Source organism: Rhodococcus sp. EPR-157 (genome assembly GCF_001647195.1).
Classification (GTDB): domain Bacteria; phylum Actinomycetota; class Actinomycetes; order Mycobacteriales; family Mycobacteriaceae; genus Rhodococcoides.
On the sequence record NZ_LVCV01000443.1, the window covers coordinates 1 to 19,564 of the forward strand.

The following is a 19,564-nucleotide window of genomic DNA, read 5'->3' on the forward strand; positions in this document are numbered from 1 at the left end:
CGGCCAAGTGCGTGATGCCATCAGGCGTCACCCACCACGGAACGTCCCGCTCCCCCGTGACCGCTCCGGTCAACCGGACGACGAGATCGCGGTGAACGACGACCTGCCCCACAGGAAGCTCCAATCCGAGCGCCGCACAGGACAGTACCGCTCTCGGCTCCCGGTCCCACGAGCTGACTCGCCCGACGCCCACGACTTCGGCGTCGACCGCCTCCGATGCCGTGCGCACATCGAGTATCGAGGCGAGCACCGACGCCGTCTCCATCGAGGACAACACCGCGACCTCGGCGGGAACGACCGATACCAACCACGGTCGATCGAGTACGAGCGCAACGTCAGGATCGACCAGGGCACCCGAGATCGCACGGATTCTCGGAGGGAGGTCGAGGTCGTCGAGATCCACTCGGCCGGCGAGCACAGCGTCCGAGAGAACACGGTGTGCCCGTGCAATGACTGCCGGAGTCGGTGAACGCAGCGGATCGGCGAGTCGCTCGACGATCAGGCGAGCAAACCAGGCGCTCTCACACCTGTTCGATGCCAACGCGGAAGCGAGTGCGTCGGCGTGTGGATGGTCGAGGGGGTCGAGAAGCCCGTCGAACGTGTCCTCGGACGGGGCCCGGAAGGATTCCAGTCGAGCTCCGTCGATGCGTGCGTGCGTGCGTAGCCACCAGGCTGTGTACCCGAACCTGTCCTGCAACGCCGCCGAGGTACTGGGATCGGTGACGAGCTGCGTCAGAGCCTGTGGCCACCGACTCTCGTCCACCAGATCCAGATCGCGCACGGCGAGAAGAACGTCGGGCTCTTCCGGCAGCGACTCCCACCACGACTCCTCGTCGTCGAGTTCGTGGTCCGGCGCAGTCGGAAGTTCGTCGTTGACGACGCCGAATCCCCACCCGACTCCGATTGCTCGAAGCGCCTCCGCACCGAACCTGTCGACGATCTCGGTCGCTACGAGACCGAAGGGAGATTGCTCGGACAGCACGTCTGCCAGTGGCGCGTCGGGCAGAAGCAGTTCGTCTGCCGCGCGAAGTTCACCCTCGGAATCGGTGAGCGGAAGCGACCCGAGCCACGACGGCAACGCGCGGGCATCGGCCGCGAGGGACAGGATCGACTCGGTGAGCGTCTCCACCGACTCCGCGTCGTCCCAGTCGAGATCGTCGAGGAGTGCTTCCACCGCCGGATCGACCAGCAGATCGGACGCAGTCGCCTCGGTCGCACCCAACCGCGACAGCAGCGACCTGGCGGCGTCGGGATGAACCAGTCGCGCCCAGGGGACGGCCCCGGCCGCACTGATCCCCTCGCCGAGAACGGTTGTTCGAGGTCCCGTCACCGTTCGGCCGTCGGTCAGTGGAACCGGTAGCGCAGCAAGCTCTTCCGCGGCGATGCCGTCGACGACCAGCGGGGACAACGCGTCGTAGAACGTTCCCCACCACAACGGCTCGCGATCCACACCCGTGAGCATCTCGGCGAGCTCGGCGAGACCGAGTCGGTGAACCCCGACAGCTGCGAGAGCGGTGGCGTCACGAGGACCCGACAGTGACGCGGACACCAGTCCAGGGAAGACGTCGACGAGTGCGTCGCCGAGCTCGTCCGTCAACCCCGGCAACACCGTCGCCCTCGACGGCACGAGGTTGTCCCCCGAGCATCCGAGAAGCCATGCAGTCGTGGTCGATTCGTGCAGCATCTGCTCTCGCAGTACGCCGTCGACCGCACTACGCGCGAAACCGGGAACGGGAACGAACGACGGCCGGTAGCGGCCGGGCAGTGCAGCGAGCACGTCGCCGTAACCATCGGCGACTCGGCGCACGTCGGCTCCGGGAAGGACGCGGCGCCGGTCGGGTTGCATCGCCACGTCGGCAACGAGCAGCACCGGAAGCGACAACTCCTCGTCCGAACGAGTCGGTGCACGAAGGACATCCGAGCTTGCCCGACGGGGCACTCCGTCGACGAGTGGAATCAGCCACCGGGCGTGCTCGGTGCGGTACTGCCACCACCGAAGATCGCCGATCGTGACCAGGTCCAGTCCGCCATCGAGGTTCTCGACGTCGCGGTGTATCACGTCGCCGGCTACCTCGATCGACTCGAGGGATTCGAGTTCGAGCAACAGATCCACGGCCTCGCTGCGCATCGAGTCCAACACTGCGTCGACGTCGTCGTCGCGAAGGCGCAAGACGATCTCCGACGCGAACCCCGCGGCCGGTGGCTCGCTCGACGGCCACACCAGCCGAAGAACAGGGACTCCAACACCAGGAGCGGACAGGCCCGCGTCGGCAAGCGCCCGTTGCGTCGCTTCCCTGCTGAACGCCACACCTCCCGTAGCCGAGCGGAACTCGATGTCGTCGCTGACGGCTCGGACAGCGGTGAACCCGACCCCGAACCGGCCGACACCGTCGGTTTTCGCCGACACTCGGAGCGCGGTCAGTGCATGGACACCACCGATGTCCAAGGGGGCACCGGTGTTGGCAACGTGAACAGCACTGCCGGACGACCACACTCGCATCGAGCCGAGAACGCCTGCGCGGGAGGCTGCATCGGCAGCATTCTGCGCGAGTTCGGTCAACAGCCGGTCTCGATAGCCACCGCGAACGAGGTCGTCCTCGGTGGCAGCGTCTTCCTTCAACCGAGTCGGCGAGGACGTCCATGCCGAGACCGTTGCGGCCCGGATCGACTCGGTGTCGAACGGATCTCTCAGTTCGTCGATTGCGCGTCCTGCGGTGCATCCTCGGCCTCGGCCGCAGTCTCGGTAGGGGCCGCAGTCTCGGTTTCGGTGGTTTCGGTTTCGGTTTCGGCCTCGGCCTCGGGCGTCGGCACCTGCACCGTCACGTCGAGAGCAGCATCGTCATAGGGATCGAATTGCGGTGATCCTGCACCGGTGGGCAATTCGGTGTCCGAGTGAGCACCGCAGCCGTACTCGGCGTGCACGACGTGTCCGTCCGCGGCGTACTCGTTTCCGCACACTCCGAAAGCCGCGGACAGCGATCCGGCAATCGGCAGATAGAACCCGCACAGCCCACACGTGGACGGCGCGGCCTTGGCCGTCTCGCTGTCCGGGCCGAAATCGCCGTCGTGCCAGCGCTCTGCGGCGTCGAGACGCCCTTCCCTGCTCGGAACCTGGGTCCGCCCCAAGCCGAGCTCGTAGGCGACGTCGTCCACGGCAGGGTCGCCGGTGGCTACGTATCCGGGCACCAGACGCGGGTCCTGATGCCGGGGCGGGAGGAGATCACCGGGGCCGAGATCGCCGGGACGAATCCGCTCGTCCCACGGCAGCCAGCCCGGCGCGACGATCGCATCGGGGCCGGGAAGAAGAACGATTTCACTGATCGTGGCCACATCTGCCCCGTCGGGTGCAGCAACGACCACGGCCCATTGCCAGCCTCGGTAGCCCTGCAGCTCGGCGAGAAAACGGTGGGTTGCGGCAGTGTCATCTTCCGCGGTGACGCCGAGATAGTCACCGACACCGCCCTCTGCCGCATCGATCAGCGCCTCGTGGGCCAACTCCCTGGCGTCGGCTAGGACTGGACGAATCTGGTCGAGTTCTGGAGAAGATGTGAAACTCACACATTCATTTTGCCGCATCACTTCGAAAGCGCCCAGTTCGGGCTGCCATGATGTGGCCATGTCGGCCTCGTTTCGCATCCTGCTTGGCCTTGTCGCTTCGACCGCCCTGCTGGTGGGCTGCACGTCGTCCACCCCGGCAGCTACGGATACGTCGGTTCCGGACCTGTCCGTGTCGGTCGTACGCACCCTCCCTCATGACCGGACTGCGTTCACGCAGGGGTTGGAAGTGTCCGACGGTCAGCTGTACGAGAGCACGGGCCGCAACGGGTCCTCGTACATCACGGTGTCCGATCTCGACACCGGCGCCGAACTCCGCCGGGTGGACCTGTCGGCGGATTACTTCGGCGAAGGTTTCACCGTCGCCGGCGACACCGCCTGGCAGATCACCTGGCAAGACGGTGTCGCATTCGCGCGCGACCCGCAGACCCTCGTAGAACTCCGCCGCGTCGAGTACGACGGTGAAGGTTGGGGCCTCTGCGAATCCACGGACGCCGGCCTCGTGATGAGTGACGGATCGTCGACGCTCGCCTTCCGTGATCCGGTGACGTTCGAGGTCACCTCGACGGTCGAGGTGACCTCGAACGGGCAACCAGTGGCGAACCTCAACGAACTCGAGTGCGCCGAGGACGGTTCGGTGTACGCGAACGTGTGGCGTACCTACGACATCGCCAGAATCGATCCGAAGACAGGAGACGTCACCGCCATGATCGATGCCCGTCCGCTGTGGGATGCGATGACGAACGACGAACGAGCCGGCGCCGACGTGCTCAACGGCATCGCGCAGATCCCCGGAACCGATCGCTTTCTGGTGACTGGAAAGCTGTGGCCGACCATGTACGAGGTGGAGTTCACAGCCTCCCAGTGAGTCGGTGTTCTCAACCGCCGCAGATTTAGGACAGAATTGATCTCGTGACCGATCCCCGCGACTCCGACGCCCCACCGGGTGAGGACCATCCAGGGTTCGACAACTATCCGCCGGCTTCCCAGGAGCGGAGCCTGCGGAGTGACCCGGGTGGTCAGGAGCGGAGCCTGCGGAGTGACCCGGGTGGTCAGGAGCGGAGCCTGCGAAGTGACCCGGGTGGTCACGTTCCGAGCCGGCGGACGCCGCTGCCGCCCCTGCATCCGACACCCCGAGCACCCGAGACGCCCTCGAAGCAACCGCCATCGGGAGCGAAATCACAGGGGCCGAAGCCTCCGCCGATGCCCCGCAAGCTGACCGTCACGCGTGTTGCTGCGATGCGCAGCCGTGAGCTGACCGGCAAGGGCATCGCGACGTTCCAGCGAGCAGCCAAAGCCGACGGTGCCGACAAGTCCGGGTTGACCGCCCTGACCTATGCCACGATGGCGAACTTCGCATCCGACGCCGCCATGGCGGTCGCGCTCGCGAACACGCTGTTCTTCTCCGCGGCGACCGGCGAGGACAAGACGAAGGTGGCGCTGTATCTCGTCATCACGATCGCTCCGTTCGCGTTGATCGCTCCGCTCATCGGCCCGATGCTCGATCGGTTGCAGCACGGTCGACGGATCGCGTTGGCGACGTCGTTCCTGTTGCGGACTGTTTTGGCGGTAGTGCTGGTGTTCAACTTCGACAGCTGGGTTCTGTATCCGGCGGCTCTGGGGATGCTGGTCCTGAGCAAATCGTTCGCAGTGCTCAAGAGCGCTGTGACGCCCCGCGTGCTGCCGCCCGAGATCGACCTCGTCCGGGTCAACTCGCGGCTGACGGTGTTCGGTCTGCTCGGCGGAACCATCGTCGCCGGTGGCATCGCCGCAGGTATCGCATTCGTCGCCGATTCACCCGGCGCGCTGTGGTTCGTGGCGGCAATCACCGTGTTCGGTGCGTGGCTGTCGATGCGGATTCCGTCGTGGGTGGAGGTCACCGAGGGCGAAGTTCCGGCCACGCTCAGCTATCACGGCGACAACGCCCAGACCGAGGTCATCCGGCACGGAAATGCCACGGCTGCCCCACCGAAGGCGCGGCGGCAGCCACTCGGCAGATCCGTCATCATCGGGTTGTGGGGCAATGGAACCATTCGAGTGCTCACCGGATTCCTGACGCTGTACGTCGCCTTCGTCGCGAAGGCACAGACCGACCACGAACCCATCAAGCAGGCCGCGATGCTCGGACTCGTCGGCGCGGGCGCTGCGATCGGCAACTTCGCGGGCAATGCCACGGGAGCGCGCCTCAAGCTCGGCAAACCCGCCATCGTGGTACTCAGGTGCACAACGGCGGTCACGTTCATCGCGATCGTCGCTGCCGTCACCGACAGTCTGTTGACGGCAGCACTGGCGGCCCTCGTCGCCTCGTGCGCGAGTGCCCTTGCCAAGGTCTCCCTCGACGCATCGCTGCAGTCGGACCTGCCTCCCGAGTCGATTGCCTCCGGCTTCGGACGGTCCGAGACAGTGCTACAGCTCTGCTGGGTGCTTGGCGGCACCATGGGGGTGCTGCTGCCCACCGAGTACTGGCTGGGCTTCACCGTCGTATCGGTCGTGCTTACGATCGGACTCGTCCAAACGTTCCTGACCTACCGCGGGCGATCCCTGCTCCCCGGCTTCGGCGGCAACCGGCCCGACCACGCCGACCAGGAAGTATCGACTACCGTTTCGTAGTCGTTCCACATCGACAGAACGTGAGCCAAGTGAACTTCGCACCGAAGACCAAGAAACTACTGGCCATCGGAACCGCCGGACTCCTCGTCATCGGCGTGGCGTCTGTCGCTGTTCTGGCGCTCCTCATCTCGGATGCGCCGACTCATCGACCGACCATCACCGCGTTCGCCGACGGCACGACCGTCACGGTCGAGCCGTACCTGTACTGCCCCGTCGAGGCGCCACTGTGCGATCCCGACGGCGCCAGTGCGAACCTTCCGGTGCGCGCCGGCCGTCCGCTGCAGCTGTCGCTGCCCTCCGAGATCACCTCGGCGCCGTGGATCGTCGCCGCGGTGTACTCGGACGGCGGCGGTACGGTCGTCGAAACCGACACGCTGTACCTCCCCGACCAGAAGCTGGGACTGACAGTCCCACCGGTCGACGAGGACGGCCGAAAACTACTCGGCGTCGAGATCCGACTGCCGTCCGGGGTGATCTCGACCGAGACCGCGCAGGAAGAGATCATCAGCCACGCGATCTGGTCGATCGCGACGAGCTAGACGCCGGTGTTCGGGGGAATCAGCTGTCGAGTTCCCGGGCAACCGCGCGAACGACCTCGGAGATCTTCTGAGCGGTCTTGCGGTCCGGGTACTTACCCTTGCGCAGCTCAGGCTGAATCGTTGCCTCGAGCAGCGTGATCATGTCCTCGACCATGCCGTGAAGCTCGTCCGGGGTGTGCTTGCGCTCGACCGGCTCACGGCGGTTCGGCGTGTTCTGACGCACTGTCGGTGCTGGTTCGAGGACCTTCAGGCTGAGCGCCTGCGGTCCACGGCGTCCCGCGGCCATCCCGAACTCGACGCGCTGGCCTGCCTTGAGGCCCTCGACACCTGCCGGGAGCGCCGACGAACGGACGTAGACGTCCTCACCTTCCTCCTGCGAGAGGAAGCCGAACCCCTTGTCGACGTCGTACCATTTCACCTTGCCGGTAGGCACTGCGCTCACCCGTCCAATTGTCTCGTATGGTCTTGCTGGCATAAAATTTCGCGCCCCACACAACTAGGCAGGACGCGAATGCACCAGTCTAGCGCGCAGGCACGGTGCCGGGCACCTCGGTTTCCTTCGCGGCTACCGTTGAGCCTGTGACCGAACGACGACACAGCTCGAACTCCGTACTCCTGCGCATAGCACTGACGCTGTTCGCCGCGGGACTTCTCGCCATCGCAGCGATATTCTTGGTGCCTGCGGTCGGCGGGAACGAGCCACCCCTGTGGCTTTATCTGACGGCGATGATCGCCGCGCCACTCGGGTTCGTCCTGGCACTGGTTTACGCACTGATGTCCGGCCGGCGTGCGCGATAGAGAGGGAGTACTGGCGATGCGAGTAATTCTGAACATCATCTGGCTGATCTTCGGCGGGCTGTGGCTCGCGCTGGGCTACTTCGCAGCAGGCATCATCTGCTGCATCCTCATCATCACCATCCCGTTCGGCATCGCCTCGTTCCGCATCGGCGTCTACGCACTGTGGCCGTTCGGCAAGACCGTCGTCGAGCGGCCGACGTCGGGAGTCGCATCGGTCATCGGAAACGTGATCTGGCTGATCGTTGCCGGGGTGTGGTTGGCGATCGGACACATCGCCACGGCGATCGCGATGGCCATCACCATCATCGGGATCCCGCTGGCCATCGCGAACCTGAAGATGATCCCGATCTCGCTCATGCCGTTGGGCAAGGACATCGTCGACGCCTGATTTCCTGGCACGGTCCCGTTGTCGAAGGACACGGGAACCTTTCGGCATGGCCGCAGCATCCAACTACCGGTGGAGGTAAATTCCTTCCCGGCCTCGGCACCTCGATGCCCGGCCGATAAGAGAAGGGCGGATGGACTGTGTACAGGTGCACTGTGACGGCGCGATGCCGTGGATGCATGCTCGACTCTCGTCGCGAGGTTCGGCACTGATGGCTGCACGCGACTGGGTACTCGCGATCGATTTCGGTACCTCCAACACCGCTGCAGCGCACACGAGCCCGATCAGCGGTGCGGTGGAGGCGCTGACCCTGTCGCACAATCGCACGACGATGTCGTCGTCGGTGTTCGTCGAATCGCCGGATCGCATCGCGGTCGGCGACGTAGCCACCGACCGCGCCGAGTCGAACCCTGCCGCATTCATCCCGGCCCCGAAACGCGCGATCGGGCAGGGGGTGGTGACGGTCAACGGGTACACCGTCCCCGCGGCCGTACCCGTGGCTGCTGTTCTCGACTCGGTCATCGCACGTGCCACGGCTGCCCACAGCGGTACCGCGCCGTCGAGGCTGGTGCTCACACACCCCGAAGCTTGGTCGCGACGCGAGATTCAGGTGTTGCTCGATGCCGCCGCCCAGCTCGGTCACGATCCGTCTCGGGTGACCACGGTGTCCGAACCTCGCGCGGCCGCGCACTATTACACCCGCGCGCACACGGTGACGCCGGGAACGAAGATCGCGGTCTTCGACTTCGGCGGAGGCACCCTCGACGTAGCGGTGCTCGAAGCGAACAGCCGCGGGAGCTTCGACGTCGTAGCCGCCCGCGGTGACAACGGGTTGGGTGGAAAGAACCTGGACGCGCATATGCGCCGTTGGGTGGATCAGCAACTCGATGTCCGCGACCCCGACCTGCTCGACTTCCTACGCACCCGCGCCCCTCTGGACGTGCGATATGCCCTCGAAGATTCGATCCGTCGAGCCAAGGAACTGCTGTCGGAGGCACCGTCTGCGACGATCGCGGTCACCGGCGACGGACGCACCGAGCGTTTCCAGATCACCCGGGACGAGTTCGAAGAGCTGATCTCCCCGGTGTTGGACAAAGCTGTCGAGTTGGCCAGGTCGACGCTGCTCGACGCCCGCATCACCGAGCCAGGCCAACTCGAAGCCCTGTACCTCACCGGCGGGTCGTCGAGGATCCCGGCGGTGCACGAACGCCTGCGCCCCCTCGGACCGATCGCGACGCTGGACGATCCGAAAACCGTGGTGGCGCAAGGAGCTTTGGCTGCTGCTGCACCCATCGTTCGCAGCCCGCAGGGCCCGGTTCACAGCCCGCAGGGCCCGACACGCGCTCCTGGACCACAGCCGACCCGGCCGGCTCCAGCGGTACCGAATCCGCCGACTACTGCATTCGCCGAGTGGCCGAGCCCGTCTATCGGAACACCCGCGCGCCCCGATCCTGCTACCGGCGGGCACAGGAAGTCGGTGATGGTGGGTGCCGCAGTCGCGGTCGTGGCGATCGCGGCGCTGGCAGGATTCTTCGTTCTCGATCGAAGCAGCGGCGATTCGGACTCCCCGACCGCAGGCGGGCCGAACTCGAATGTGGCACAGGACGTCGATCCGGCGGCCGCGTCGGGAGGCGGAGACGCCGCGGACACACCGCCGACGACGAAAGAGGCTGTCGTCGCGGCTCTTCCACCGGCGCTGCGCTCGGAGCTCTCGGAATGCAAACAGACCGGAGAGACCGACAACGGTGGTGCGCAGTTGCAATGCCAAATCTCGGCGGACAGTTCGTTGACGAGCGGGATAGTCGAAGAGAACAGCGGGGCGTCGTACATCACGGTCTCAGTGGACGTCCGTGAAGCAAAGAAGCAGGTCCTGCGGCTCCGGCAGGGGAATCAGAACGACACCGCGGCCGCCGACAATCAGATCGTGGAGAATGTCGCGCGCACTGCTGCGGCGCACCTGTCCGCTCCCGAGATCACCGGCGCCTATTCCATCGCCTACGCCAACGGCGCGACCGGTGTGATGGTGGGCTATTACGACGCGGTCGGGGCAGACGGCGCGAAGACCTTCCTCAGCCGCGCAGGACTGATCAACTGACACGCCGAAGAGGCTCGGCGACAACACCTTCCACAGCAGGGGCCACCAGGACCAATCCGGTCTTGGTGGCCCCTGCTGCTTCTCTCGAGCACAGCACGGTCGCGTCGCGACGTTCTTTTTCGAATGCGCGGGAACCTTTTGCGGGCCCGGGTGCATCCAACTATCGACCGCAACAACGAGAGCAACTCGAGATACGCCCGAAAGAGGACACGCCATGCAGAACGACGACAAAGCCGTCTACGACAGCACCGACTCCGCCGAGTACAAGGCCAAACTCGACGCGATCGCCAACGATCCAACCATGAGTGTCGAAGAGAAAGCCGATGCCATCACCAACGCCATGGAGGAAGAAATGAACGAGATCTCTGCTGCCACTGATACATCCGACGACAGGGCATCAGCAGCCGAGCCGACAGCGTCCTCGGCAGAGGTGACCGCCGACCCGTCGACCGCCACCTACGGCGACTCCTCGGCCACCGCATCGGAGTCGGTGCCCCCTGCCAAGGTAGACGCAGTCGATTCACCCGCTGCATCGACGGTCAACGAGGCCATCGGGGTCGACGGTCAGGTCGACTACGTCTCGCCACGCGACGTGGACGGCGACGGCCTCATCGATCTGACCCATTCGCGAGTCGACGGAATCGACACCACAACCCATTACAACGAAGACGACACGATCACCCTGATCGAGCAGGACACCGACTCGAACGGCACCTACGAGACCGCAGCAGCGCAGCAGTCCGACGGCACTATCCGCGTCGCCGAGGATCTCGACGACGACGGCGACGTCGACCTGGCGACGTTCCACGACCCCGTCAGCGGCGCGCCGGTCCGCCAGGACACCATCGAGGGCGGTGCGATCACCGAAACACTGATCGACTCGAACAGCGACGGCCAGGTGGACGTCGTGCTGATCGACTCGAACGGCGACGGCCGGTTCGACACCGCGATGCTCGACTCCGATGCGGATGGCCGCATCAACGCCACCCTCGTCGACACCGATGGTGACGGCCGATTCGATTTGGGCGAGCTCGACAGCAACGGCGACGGCAACTTCGACACCGTGGCCGCCGGCGCCGACACGGACCTCGGCACCATCGAGAGCCTCGAGTCGGCCATTCCCGCCGACGACAACTACCACGCGCAGGCCGGCACTTACCCAGCCGAATCGCAGAGCGACCTCTGACCGAACTTTCCTCGACGACAAGGGGCCGACCGATGCACGAGTTCGACACGACCGCGATGTGGCCGTCCGATGCGGCAGATGATCTCGCCGACGGGTGTGCCGGAGAGCAGGTCACTGCGGACTTCTCCGATGACGGCATGGCAGGCGCCGAGCTGATCGGTGCACCGGCCGGCCCCCTCCGCGAGGACCAGTACGATTCCGAAGCCGTCTACACACGACCCGGGCCGAGTGGATCCTCCGCGGCCGACTCCCTGGCAACAGGCAATCCTGCACTCGACATAGACCTCTCCGACATCGACACCTCCGATATCGACACCTCGGGCGCCGATTCCGACAGCACCGAAGATGCCTCTACGCCACCTGGTGACGCCGACGCAGTGCACGGAAACCCCGCGCAATGGACGATCAACTGGTTCTACCAACAGTTCGACGGATACTGCGGCCCCGCGGTCGTCGGACAACTCGTCGCCGAATACACCGAGACCGACATCAGCGACCCCCGACATCTCGTCGACCGCGCAGTCGAGTTGGGCCTGATGGCCGGTGATGATCCGGCCGGCGGAATGACACTGCCCGACATCGAGATCCTTCTCGAAGACCAGGGCGTGCCCGCCACCATCAGCTCCGGGTCGCTCGACGATCTCCGCTCGGCCCTCGACAACGGGCAGGGCGTCGTCGCAATGGTCGACTCCGGGGAAATCTGGAAACCCGAGCACGAAGGCGTCGAAGACAACCGCCCGGACCATGTACTGGTCGTCGCCGGCATCGACGACGCACGCGGCGTCGTCATCCTCTCCGACCCCGGAGTACCGGACGGCAATCAGCTCGAAGTGCCGATCGAGCAGTTCGAGCGGGCCTGGGCCGACTCCGGGCATCAGATGCTCGTCGCCGACGATTCGGATCCCGATCTGATGCCGGCCGACACCGACTCGACCACCACGACACCGCCCGTGACCGACACGCGGTCGGCCAGAACGACGGTCATCTCGCTTCGCTCGTGAACCACCAGGCACAATGGACACACCGGACCTCTGGGCGCGCCATCGCCCGCGGCCGAGTCGACCGGACAGTAGCGAGGTGAACGATGACCGACGACCACATGGCTGTGTTGCGTGAGCTCGCCGGCGACCTGCCACCGCTTCCCGACGAAGTCTGGAACCGCACCCTCGACGCCGCGTTCGACCCCGATGCTGCCGTCGATTCCGACCTCGTTCCCGAGATGGACGACCGTCCCCTCGTCCCCGAAGACGAGGAACTCGTGCTCGACGACGAGGACATGGCGCTCGACGACGACACCGCGCTCGATGACAAAGACACTGTGCTAGACGACGCACCTCATCCCGACGGCGACACCGACCTCCCCCTGTCCGACGACCTGGGGATCGACTCTGGCGGCACCGGACCGGGCGACGACCTCGGCCACCAGCTCGACATCGATTTCGGGCACACCGACGAGCCGGGCGACGATCTTCTTTGATGCGAGCTACCGCTGGGCCCTGCAACGTCCAACGCGAGTTCGGTCCTGCCGCGAGCATGCTCACATCCGCCCGGGTTCGTACCGGTGGGTACTATCTCTCCGCCGGGGGTGGACACGGCGGAGATTCGCAGCATCGATCGGGGGTGGAATGAGCGAGTCAGAGCTGATCGCGGCGTGCCGCCTCGGTGATCACCGTGCATTCGCCGACCTCGTCGGCCTATACCGCACCAATGCGTGGCATGTCTGCCTGCAGATCACCGGCAACACCCACGACGCCGAAGATGCGTTCCAGGACACCGTCACCGCGGCCTGGCAGAATCTGCACCGGTTCCGCGGCGAGGCACGCTTCAACACCTGGCTGCACCGCATCGCGGTCAACGCTGCCCTCGCTGTCGTACGCCGCCGTAAACCGACCTCGAGCCTCGACGACGACACCACCGACGAGCCGGGCATCGACCTCGGCCACGACCAACCTCGAATCGACGACCGGGTCGCGACCGCATCCGTGGTCCATCAGGCCTTGAACGAGCTGCCCGAGGACTTTCGCGTCGCGATCGTGCTCGCCGAGTTCGCCGACCTGCCCTACGCCGACATCGCCGAACACCAAGGTGTGTCGGTGGCGACGGTCAAAACCCGCATCCACCGGGCACGCAAACAGCTCGCCGTCCTGCTCGGTCCCCGTACCGACGTCCACTGACAAATCGGGTTGCCGGGCACAGGAGACAGAAGAACGCGGCAAAACCGTCCGGCACACCCCATTCGGTGGGGTGCGCCGGACGGTTCCAAGTTCGGGCTGTTGCGCTCTACTCAGCGTTCTGGTCGGCCTGTTCCAGGATCAGGTACTGGGCGCTGATCTGTTGGTCGACGTCCTTCTTGTCGTCCGTTCCGTACGCTTCGCCGACGTAGCGCCCGTTGACGACCAAGCAGTAGTCGGTCGTCCCGTTCGTGGTGTCCTTGCTCAGGCACACTGCGTCGGGAAGTCCCTGCGGCGACGGTGCTTCCACGTATCCCTGGGAGGTGAGGTCGTTGCGGAATTCCTCGACGATCATCTGCGCACCGGCGTCGTCGGACGCCCGGTAGACGTTCGTCTTGTAGACCGCGTTGTGGTCGGAACCGGCCTCGGTGAGAACGCGGTAGGTCAACGGCGGGTTCGTCGAGCGGTGTGACATTCCACGTGGGCCGTAAGAAGCCATGTCGTTACCGGAATCAGCCTGCTCGTCTTCCTCGGGAATGGCGTAGAGGAGGATCTTGTCCTGGTCGATCATGGGCAATTCGGCGGGCTCGCCCCCGTTCTGCGCCAGGGTCGGTTGCGCAGGGAACTGGTCGATGAGCGGACCTTGCAGATCGAGCGCGCGGGCCACGGCCTGAGCGGTCCACTCTTTCTCGTCGGCAGGCGCTTTGGCCCAGGTGTAGATCAGGTAGTTGCCGTGCGCGGTGAAGGCGTTGGCGGACACCTCGGGACCAGCACTGTGGGTGTACTCCGACGTCGAGACCAAAGTGTTGGGCAGGATTCCGATCGTCTCCGGGGTCTCGACGCCAGTGCCGTCGGAGTCGACGGTGGTCAACCCGGCGTGCATCTCCTGGGCTGCGGCGGCAGCGCTGTCGGAGGTTTCGAAGCGCAGGACCATCTGCACGAGAGAGCGGGACGGGTCGGTGACAGCTGTGGTCGCGGTTGCGGCCGTGGAGACGTATCCGTAGAGCATCCCGTGGGTTTCGGCGACATCGGCTGCATTCCCGCTGAGCACCATATTGAGGTTCTCGTGACTGCGGATGACCATCGTGGGCATCTTCGCCGTGACCAAGTTCGGGTCCACCTCGAAGGGCACCACGACGAACTCGGCCAGTCGCTGGGTTTCCACGTCGAGGATGTTGTCCCTGGTGGCACGACCGAACTCCGGAGCCGGGCTGGTGGGATAGCTTCCGGTATCGAGTGCCGCCGGGTCGACCGCACTGCTCTCCGCGCTCGCGTCTCCGCCGGATTTCGCGACGGGCAGGCCGTCGCTGGTGTCGGTGCCGCATCCGGCCAATACCGCACCGGCGCAGGCAATCGCCCCTGCACGCCTCAGCCATGTTCTCGAACGCACGCGAAGATCCTTTCGGTAGTAAGCCCGGTCGTCGAAGACTGCGCCGGGCTCGTTGTCGGTGTCACTGACTGTTGGATGCATCCGGCACTGCACAAGGTTCCCGCACCGAGGGCACCAATTCCTCTCGACGAATCCACGAAGGTGCCGACCGGGCTCCGTTCCGCGCCCCGACGATGGCCGGGGTTAGAGTCTGACCGCGCAGATCGTGCGCACGGGGTCGAAATCGAGGGCGAACGAAGCGGAGGGGCAGTGAACTCGAGCGATACAGCAGCGCCGCCTGCTCCGGCAACAGATCGCGCCGCGGCATTGCTCGAGACGATCACCACCAAGATCCTGCGCCCGTTCCAGTTCGACGCGGTCGCCGACCTCGCCGCTCGCCGCGCCGCACAGGACCTCGCCCGCACTGTCGTGGTGGTCGGAGAAGTCAAGCGCGGCAAGAGTTTCCTCGTCAATGCCCTCGTCGGGTTCCGGGATGCCTCCCCCGTCGGTGTCGACGTGACCACCTCGACGACCCTGTCGTTCACCGATACCGACGCAGGCGCGCCGGGCGGGGGCGCGGAGTTGATCTATCCCGATCGCACCGAGTCGATACCCCACGCCGACCTGGAGGACTGGGTTTCCTGCGAAGGCGCGCGCGTCCGCGATGCCCGAGCGGTGGAGCTGCCGACCCGTGCAGTGGTCACTGTGCCCGGCAACTTGATGGGGACCACGACGGTCATCGACACTCCCGGTGTCGGCGGCCTCGACCCCTCGTACGCCGCTCTCGCGGCCGACAGCGCAGCGCGAGCATGCGTGGTGGTGATCGTCTGCGACGCGTCCACCCCGCTCACCGCACCCGAGATGGAGTTCATTTCCGGCGCCGGCGCTGGCGTCGAGGCACTGATCGTTGCGGTTACCAAGACCGACAAGAACGTGCGTCGGTGGAGGCCGATCGTAGAGCAGAACACCGCCCTGCTGCGCGAGCATCTCGGTCGCGAAATTCCGGTCCTCGGGGTCTCGAGCCTGCGGGCCGTCGTCGCCGCCGAGATGCCACCGGGCGCTGAGCGCGACGCGGCCGAGCATCGTTCCGGGATCACCGCGCTGCGCGCGTTGATCGAGACGAAACTCGCTGTTGCCGGTGAACTTCCGGCGGCCAGCGGGTTGCGGACTGCAATAGGTGGACTGCGCAACCTCGCCGACGACCTCGCCGTTCAGATCGCGGCGATCGACGACGTCGCTCGGGTGGTCCCCGATTTGACCGCGCAGCTCGACGAACTGCAAGAGCTCAAAGATCACTCCCAGCAGTGGGAGCAATATCTGCAGCGCGATCTGACGCTGATTCGGCAGAACGCCACCGCCGAACTCGACCGACGGCTCGATGCGATCCGCGAGAAGTGGACGAGCAGGATCAACAAGAACGGGATGGAGGTGCTACGGAAGAACCCGCAGCACTTCACCGCCGAAATGGAGAGAGACTTCCAATCGGCGATGGCCGAGTCGATAACGGTCTTCCTCGAGCAGCTCTACACCACGATCGTGCAACCGCGATTCGATTCCGATGTGGTGTGGGAAGAGATCTACGAGCAGGTCGTGTCCACCCTGTCGGGCCGCACACTCGACACGCACTCCGTCGCCGGCAAACGCCATGGGCTGCTCGATCCGTCGATGCTGACCATGGGGGTGATGGGATCGTCGATGCTCGGCGGCATCGTCGGACTTTCCACCGTCGTGGGCGTCGGAGCCGTGGTGGGGATCGCGTGGGTCGGTTTCAACCTGGGGTTTCGGGCCATGCGTGCCGGTAAGACGAATCTGCTGACCTGGATGCGGGAAACGACTGCGGCGACCAAGACAGCGACCGCCCGGACGTTCGAATCGACCATCGCTCTTGCCCGCCCGGAGATCGTGATTCGCTATCGCGAGCATCTCAAGACCTCGATCTCGCAGTTGCAGTCGCAGATCAAGGACGCCGAAGAAAGTGCCCGCTCGGATACTGCCGTACGGAAAAAGAAGCGCGATCGCCTGGAAAACAACCTGAAAGTGGTGAAGGGCAACATCACCCGAGCCGAAGCCCTCATTGCCGAACTCACCGGAGCGGGACGATGACGGCGCCCGGAATGCCACTCGACCCGGTCCGCGCAGGACTTGATCGCGCCCTGCACGCCCTCGCGGCACTCGGCCCGGACTTGGCCGGCCACGCCAACCGCATCGGCGCCATCCTGTGGCCGCCGCCGCGGATCGTCATCGTCGGCCGACTCAAAGCCGGAAAATCGACACTGGTCAACGCGTTGATCGGCGCGAAGATCGCCGACACCGGCGCGCTCGAAGCCACCAGGGTTGTCTCGGTGTACCAAGAGGGTGCACCCGCTCGCGCCGAGGCAGTGCTCGTCGACGGTACTCGGGCTCCGGTACACACCGAACGGGGTCGGATCCACGGTCTCGACATCGCGCCGCACGACATCGCCTACCTGCATCGGTGGTTGCCCTCGGCCGCGATCCGCGACTACACCCTCGTCGACACCCCGGGTCTGGCGACGTTGACGGCCGAGAACGAAGCTCGAACCCGGCGGGTCCTCATCGACGGGTACGACCAAACTCGCACTGCGTCCGTCGACGCCGACGCCGCAGTGTTCTTGTTCGACGGGGCTCCCCGGGCGGACGAGATCGATTTCCTCCGCCAACTCGGCTTCACCCCGTTGACAACCCTGGGAGTGCTGTCGCGCGCGGACGGCTTCGGTGAAGGCGCTCTCGGAGCCCGTGATCCGCTCGCGCATGCGGGCGAGCACGCGACTCGGTTGTCGGCCCAGCTCGCCGACACCGTGATGGCCGTCGTTCCGATCGCAGGTCTGCTCGCCGAGACCTCGCACACCGGAGTTCTCACCGAAGCCGACGCCCGCGCCCTGCATGCCATGCACGGGATCGACCCGTTCGATCTGATCGACCTGCTCGACTCCGACGACGACGCGCTCGTCCCTCCACACGTGCGCGGCCGATTGGTCGACCTGCTCGGCGAATACGGCACGATCCACGGCCGCACCGTCGCGGCACAGGGCGCTGCAGCGCTCAACGACTGGCTCGTCGCGCATTCCGGTGTGCCGAGACTGCAGAATCTCCTTGCCTCTCATCTGGGCGCGTTCGCGGCGGTGAAACGCGCACACCGCATCCTCGGCGAACTCGACCGCCTCGCCTACAGTCACCCCGAGCGCGAGCGCATTCGCGACATCGTCGATCACCTGCGATCCGACCCGGCCCTCCACACCGTGGTGCTGTTCGGACATCTCGAAGCGATGCTCGGCGCCGATCCGGCATCTCAGGTCACCCGGGAACTACGTCGTCTCGTCGAACACAGCACACCGGCATCGAAACTGGACATCTCCCCCACCGCCGGGCCCGACAAGGTCCGGGCGGCCGCACAGGACAAGCTCGCCTGGGCGCACACCCAAGCCCTCGTCACGCTCACCGCTGCCGAAGACGCCGCTCTCGTCGCCCTGATCCACACCTACGGAAACCTGAGCCGCTGACGGCGCGTGCCTCCGGGCCCAAGCTGGTGCCCAGTCACTTCCGTCACTTCAGCCCCACCTGGATCATGTGACTTCTGTCACATAACGATGGGGTAACGGACGAGCAACGCATGGGCGTCGGCGGCACTCCGACGCTGTTAGCTGCGGGTTCGTTCGTTACCGGGAATCGGACTCAACGGTGTGGCAGTCGACGCCGAAAACGAAACAGTTACCAAATGGTGACACTCCGCGGGAATTTCAGTACGGTCAGTGGCGGCTGAGAAACTTCGGCCGACTCCGTACCCGCAGCGCCAAACCTCGTCCCGCGGGAACGGACCCCCACAAGAACACCCAGGGGACGAGGACGGGGGACCCACACGTCCTCTCGGATAACCGGAAAGCTGTGCGAGAGCACAACTTTCCTTGGGGTGAAGCCCAACATTTCCTTCGGGAAAGTTGGGCCGGGCTACCTCTCAGCCCGAACCCGACAGCTGACCTCGCAGGCGCCAGTGGAGAGGATTTCAACTCGTATGAGCGGACGTCATCGCAAGCCGACCACCACCGGCCGCACCGTAGCCAAGGTCGCCGTGACCGGCGCGATCATGGGCACAGCAGGCTTGGCCTTCACCGGCACCGCCAGCGCTGCCCCTGATTCCGACTGGGACCGACTCGCACAGTGCGAGGCCGGCGGCAACTGGGGCATCAACACCGGCAATGGTTACCAGGGTGGCCTGCAGTTCTCGCCGAGCACCTGGTCGTCGCACGGTGGTGGGCAGTACGCCGCTACCGCCAACCAGGCCAGCCGTGAAGAACAGATCGCAGTCGCCGAGAAGGTGCTCGCATCGCAGGGCTGGGGCGCATGGCCTTCCTGCTCGTCGAGCCTCGGACTCAGCAGCTCGCCTTCCGAGCGCAGCGTCCCGGCATCGCCGAAGTCTGCTCCCGAGGCACCGAAGCTTCCCGACCTCACCAGCATCCCGACGGTCGACGGCACCGCCGAGGTCATCGACGGCATCACGGGCGCGGTTCAGACCATCACCAACGACCCGCAGATCGCCACGCTGATCAAGGACGCGACCCAGGGAATCCAGCTCGATCCCCAGCTGGTCGAGTTCTACCAGGCCAACAAGGCGTTCCTGCCTCAGTAAAGCGTCACACTCGACGAAGAAGGCCCCCGATCACTCGGGGGCCTTCTTCGTTGTGGAGAAGCCTGAGGTGTGGAGCAGGTAGTTCTAGCGATTGACGACGGTCACGGGGTGGGCATACGGCAACTGGTCCACGGGCAGCGGGAACTCGGTGTCCTCGCCGTAAGGAGACAAGCCTCCCGAGCGTGAGGAGGCCAACTCACTTACCGCGTGGTCG

General features: G+C 65.5%; 17 protein-coding genes and 1 riboswitch. Of the genes, 13 read left to right on the forward strand and 4 right to left on the reverse strand.

The window, feature by feature from the left end; translation table 11 throughout:
• Positions 1-2,692, reverse strand: a 2,692-nt coding sequence (locus A2J03_RS20605) for a sacsin N-terminal ATP-binding-like domain-containing protein (protein ID WP_082897974.1), incomplete at its 3' end; no start/stop codon positions are given.
• Complete coding sequence (locus A2J03_RS20610; RefSeq protein WP_068377773.1) at positions 2,689-3,576, reverse strand: DUF3027 domain-containing protein; 888 nt, start codon at positions 3,574-3,576, stop codon at positions 2,689-2,691. The genes A2J03_RS20605 and A2J03_RS20610, both read right to left, overlap by 4 nt.
• Before the next feature lie 40 nt (positions 3,577-3,616).
• On the opposite strand from A2J03_RS20610, the gene A2J03_RS20615 reads away from it, so the two are divergent.
• The 3 genes from A2J03_RS20615 to A2J03_RS20625 are packed head-to-tail and all read left to right on the forward strand — an operon-like array spanning position 3,617 to position 6,704.
• Complete coding sequence (locus A2J03_RS20615; RefSeq protein ID WP_068377753.1) at positions 3,617-4,423, forward strand: glutaminyl-peptide cyclotransferase; 807 nt, start codon at positions 3,617-3,619, stop codon at positions 4,421-4,423.
• A 44-nt stretch (positions 4,424-4,467) separates the two neighbouring features.
• A complete protein-coding gene (locus tag A2J03_RS20620; protein ID WP_442971386.1) occupies positions 4,468-6,165 on the forward strand; it encodes an MFS transporter in 1,698 nt (565 codons plus the stop codon).
• Positions 6,166-6,194: 29 nt separating this feature from the next.
• Positions 6,195-6,704, forward strand: a complete 510-nt coding sequence (locus A2J03_RS20625) for a DUF2771 family protein (RefSeq protein WP_231912631.1) — start codon at positions 6,195-6,197, stop codon at positions 6,702-6,704.
• Positions 6,705-6,723: 19 nt separating this feature from the next.
• Here the strand turns inward: A2J03_RS20625 and A2J03_RS20630 are convergent, their stop codons facing one another.
• Positions 6,724-7,137, reverse strand: coding sequence for a cold-shock protein (locus A2J03_RS20630; RefSeq protein ID WP_197480889.1), 414 nt, complete (start codon positions 7,135-7,137; stop codon positions 6,724-6,726).
• A 146-nt stretch (positions 7,138-7,283) separates the two neighbouring features.
• Here A2J03_RS20630 and A2J03_RS20635 point away from each other — a divergent pair, with 146 nt between their 5' ends.
• From A2J03_RS20635 to A2J03_RS20665, 7 genes are all read left to right on the forward strand, one after another.
• Positions 7,284-7,502 carry a hypothetical protein gene (locus tag A2J03_RS20635; RefSeq protein WP_068377758.1) on the forward strand — a complete coding sequence of 73 codons (219 nt, stop codon included), beginning with the start codon at positions 7,284-7,286 and terminating at the stop codon, positions 7,500-7,502.
• Between the two features lie 16 nt (positions 7,503-7,518).
• On the forward strand, positions 7,519-7,890 hold the full coding sequence (locus A2J03_RS20640; RefSeq protein WP_068377760.1) for a YccF domain-containing protein: 372 nt from the start codon (positions 7,519-7,521) through the stop codon (positions 7,888-7,890).
• Positions 7,891-8,098: 208 nt separating this feature from the next.
• A complete protein-coding gene (locus tag A2J03_RS20645; RefSeq protein WP_197480886.1) occupies positions 8,099-9,982 on the forward strand; it encodes an Hsp70 family protein in 1,884 nt (627 codons plus the stop codon).
• Positions 9,983-10,196: 214 nt separating this feature from the next.
• Entirely contained in the window at positions 10,197-11,168 is a 972-nt protein-coding gene (locus A2J03_RS20650) for a hypothetical protein (RefSeq protein WP_231912632.1), read from the forward strand.
• Between the two features lie 32 nt (positions 11,169-11,200).
• A complete protein-coding gene (locus A2J03_RS20655; protein WP_068377762.1) occupies positions 11,201-12,169 on the forward strand; it encodes a C39 family peptidase in 969 nt (322 codons plus the stop codon).
• Between the two features lie 83 nt (positions 12,170-12,252).
• Positions 12,253-12,645: a hypothetical protein gene (locus A2J03_RS20660; RefSeq protein WP_068377764.1), complete on the forward strand. Its 393-nt coding sequence runs from the start codon at positions 12,253-12,255 to the stop codon at positions 12,643-12,645.
• A 148-nt stretch (positions 12,646-12,793) separates the two neighbouring features.
• The gene (locus tag A2J03_RS20665; protein WP_068377766.1) at positions 12,794-13,342 is read left to right on the forward strand and encodes an RNA polymerase sigma factor; all 549 of its coding nucleotides are present in this window, start codon (positions 12,794-12,796) and stop codon (positions 13,340-13,342) included.
• 106 nt (positions 13,343-13,448) lie between these two features.
• Here A2J03_RS20665 and A2J03_RS20670 read toward each other — a convergent pair whose 3' ends face one another.
• Positions 13,449-14,729 carry a DUF7373 family lipoprotein gene (locus tag A2J03_RS20670; RefSeq protein WP_197480887.1) on the reverse strand — a complete coding sequence of 427 codons (1,281 nt, stop codon included), beginning with the start codon at positions 14,727-14,729 and terminating at the stop codon, positions 13,449-13,451.
• A gap of 249 nt (positions 14,730-14,978) precedes the next feature.
• Here A2J03_RS20670 and A2J03_RS20675 point away from each other — a divergent pair, with 249 nt between their 5' ends.
• The 3 genes from A2J03_RS20675 to A2J03_RS20685 all read left to right on the forward strand — a co-directional run bounded on the left by A2J03_RS20675 (position 14,979) and on the right by A2J03_RS20685 (position 19,350).
• Positions 14,979-16,811 (forward strand): dynamin family protein, encoded by a 1,833-nt coding sequence (locus A2J03_RS20675; protein WP_068377783.1) that lies wholly within the window; start codon positions 14,979-14,981, stop codon positions 16,809-16,811.
• Positions 16,808-18,226 carry a dynamin family protein gene (locus A2J03_RS20680; protein WP_068377768.1) on the forward strand — a complete coding sequence of 473 codons (1,419 nt, stop codon included), beginning with the start codon at positions 16,808-16,810 and terminating at the stop codon, positions 18,224-18,226. The genes A2J03_RS20675 and A2J03_RS20680 overlap by 4 nt, the downstream gene beginning before the upstream one ends.
• A gap of 317 nt (positions 18,227-18,543) precedes the next feature.
• Positions 18,544-18,727, forward strand: a riboswitch (cyclic di-AMP (ydaO/yuaA leader).
• An 8-nt stretch (positions 18,728-18,735) separates the two neighbouring features.
• Positions 18,736-19,350 carry a transglycosylase family protein gene (locus tag A2J03_RS20685; protein WP_068377770.1) on the forward strand — a complete coding sequence of 205 codons (615 nt, stop codon included), beginning with the start codon at positions 18,736-18,738 and terminating at the stop codon, positions 19,348-19,350.
• Positions 19,351-19,564: the final 214 nt, after the last annotated feature.

Bases quoted from the DNA above. Each gene is read 5' to 3' on its own strand.
- A2J03_RS20685 (WP_068377770.1), top strand. From the start codon at position 18,736: ATGAGCGGACGTCATCGCAAGCCGACCACCACCGGCCGCACCGTAGCC.
- A2J03_RS20650 (WP_231912632.1), top strand. From the start codon at position 10,197: ATGCAGAACGACGACAAAGCCGTCTACGACAGCACCGACTCCGCCGAG.
- A2J03_RS20680 (WP_068377768.1), top strand. From the start codon at position 16,808: ATGACGGCGCCCGGAATGCCACTCGACCCGGTCCGCGCAGGACTTGAT.
- A2J03_RS20665 (WP_068377766.1), top strand. From the start codon at position 12,794: ATGAGCGAGTCAGAGCTGATCGCGGCGTGCCGCCTCGGTGATCACCGT.
- A2J03_RS20615 (WP_068377753.1), top strand. From the start codon at position 3,617: ATGTCGGCCTCGTTTCGCATCCTGCTTGGCCTTGTCGCTTCGACCGCC.
- A2J03_RS20655 (WP_068377762.1), top strand. From the start codon at position 11,201: ATGCACGAGTTCGACACGACCGCGATGTGGCCGTCCGATGCGGCAGAT.
- A2J03_RS20640 (WP_068377760.1), top strand. From the start codon at position 7,519: ATGCGAGTAATTCTGAACATCATCTGGCTGATCTTCGGCGGGCTGTGG.
- A2J03_RS20610 (WP_068377773.1), bottom strand. From the start codon at position 3,576: ATGCGGCAAAATGAATGTGTGAGTTTCACATCTTCTCCAGAACTCGAC.
- A2J03_RS20645 (WP_197480886.1), top strand. From the start codon at position 8,099: ATGGCTGCACGCGACTGGGTACTCGCGATCGATTTCGGTACCTCCAAC.
- A2J03_RS20660 (WP_068377764.1), top strand. From the start codon at position 12,253: ATGACCGACGACCACATGGCTGTGTTGCGTGAGCTCGCCGGCGACCTG.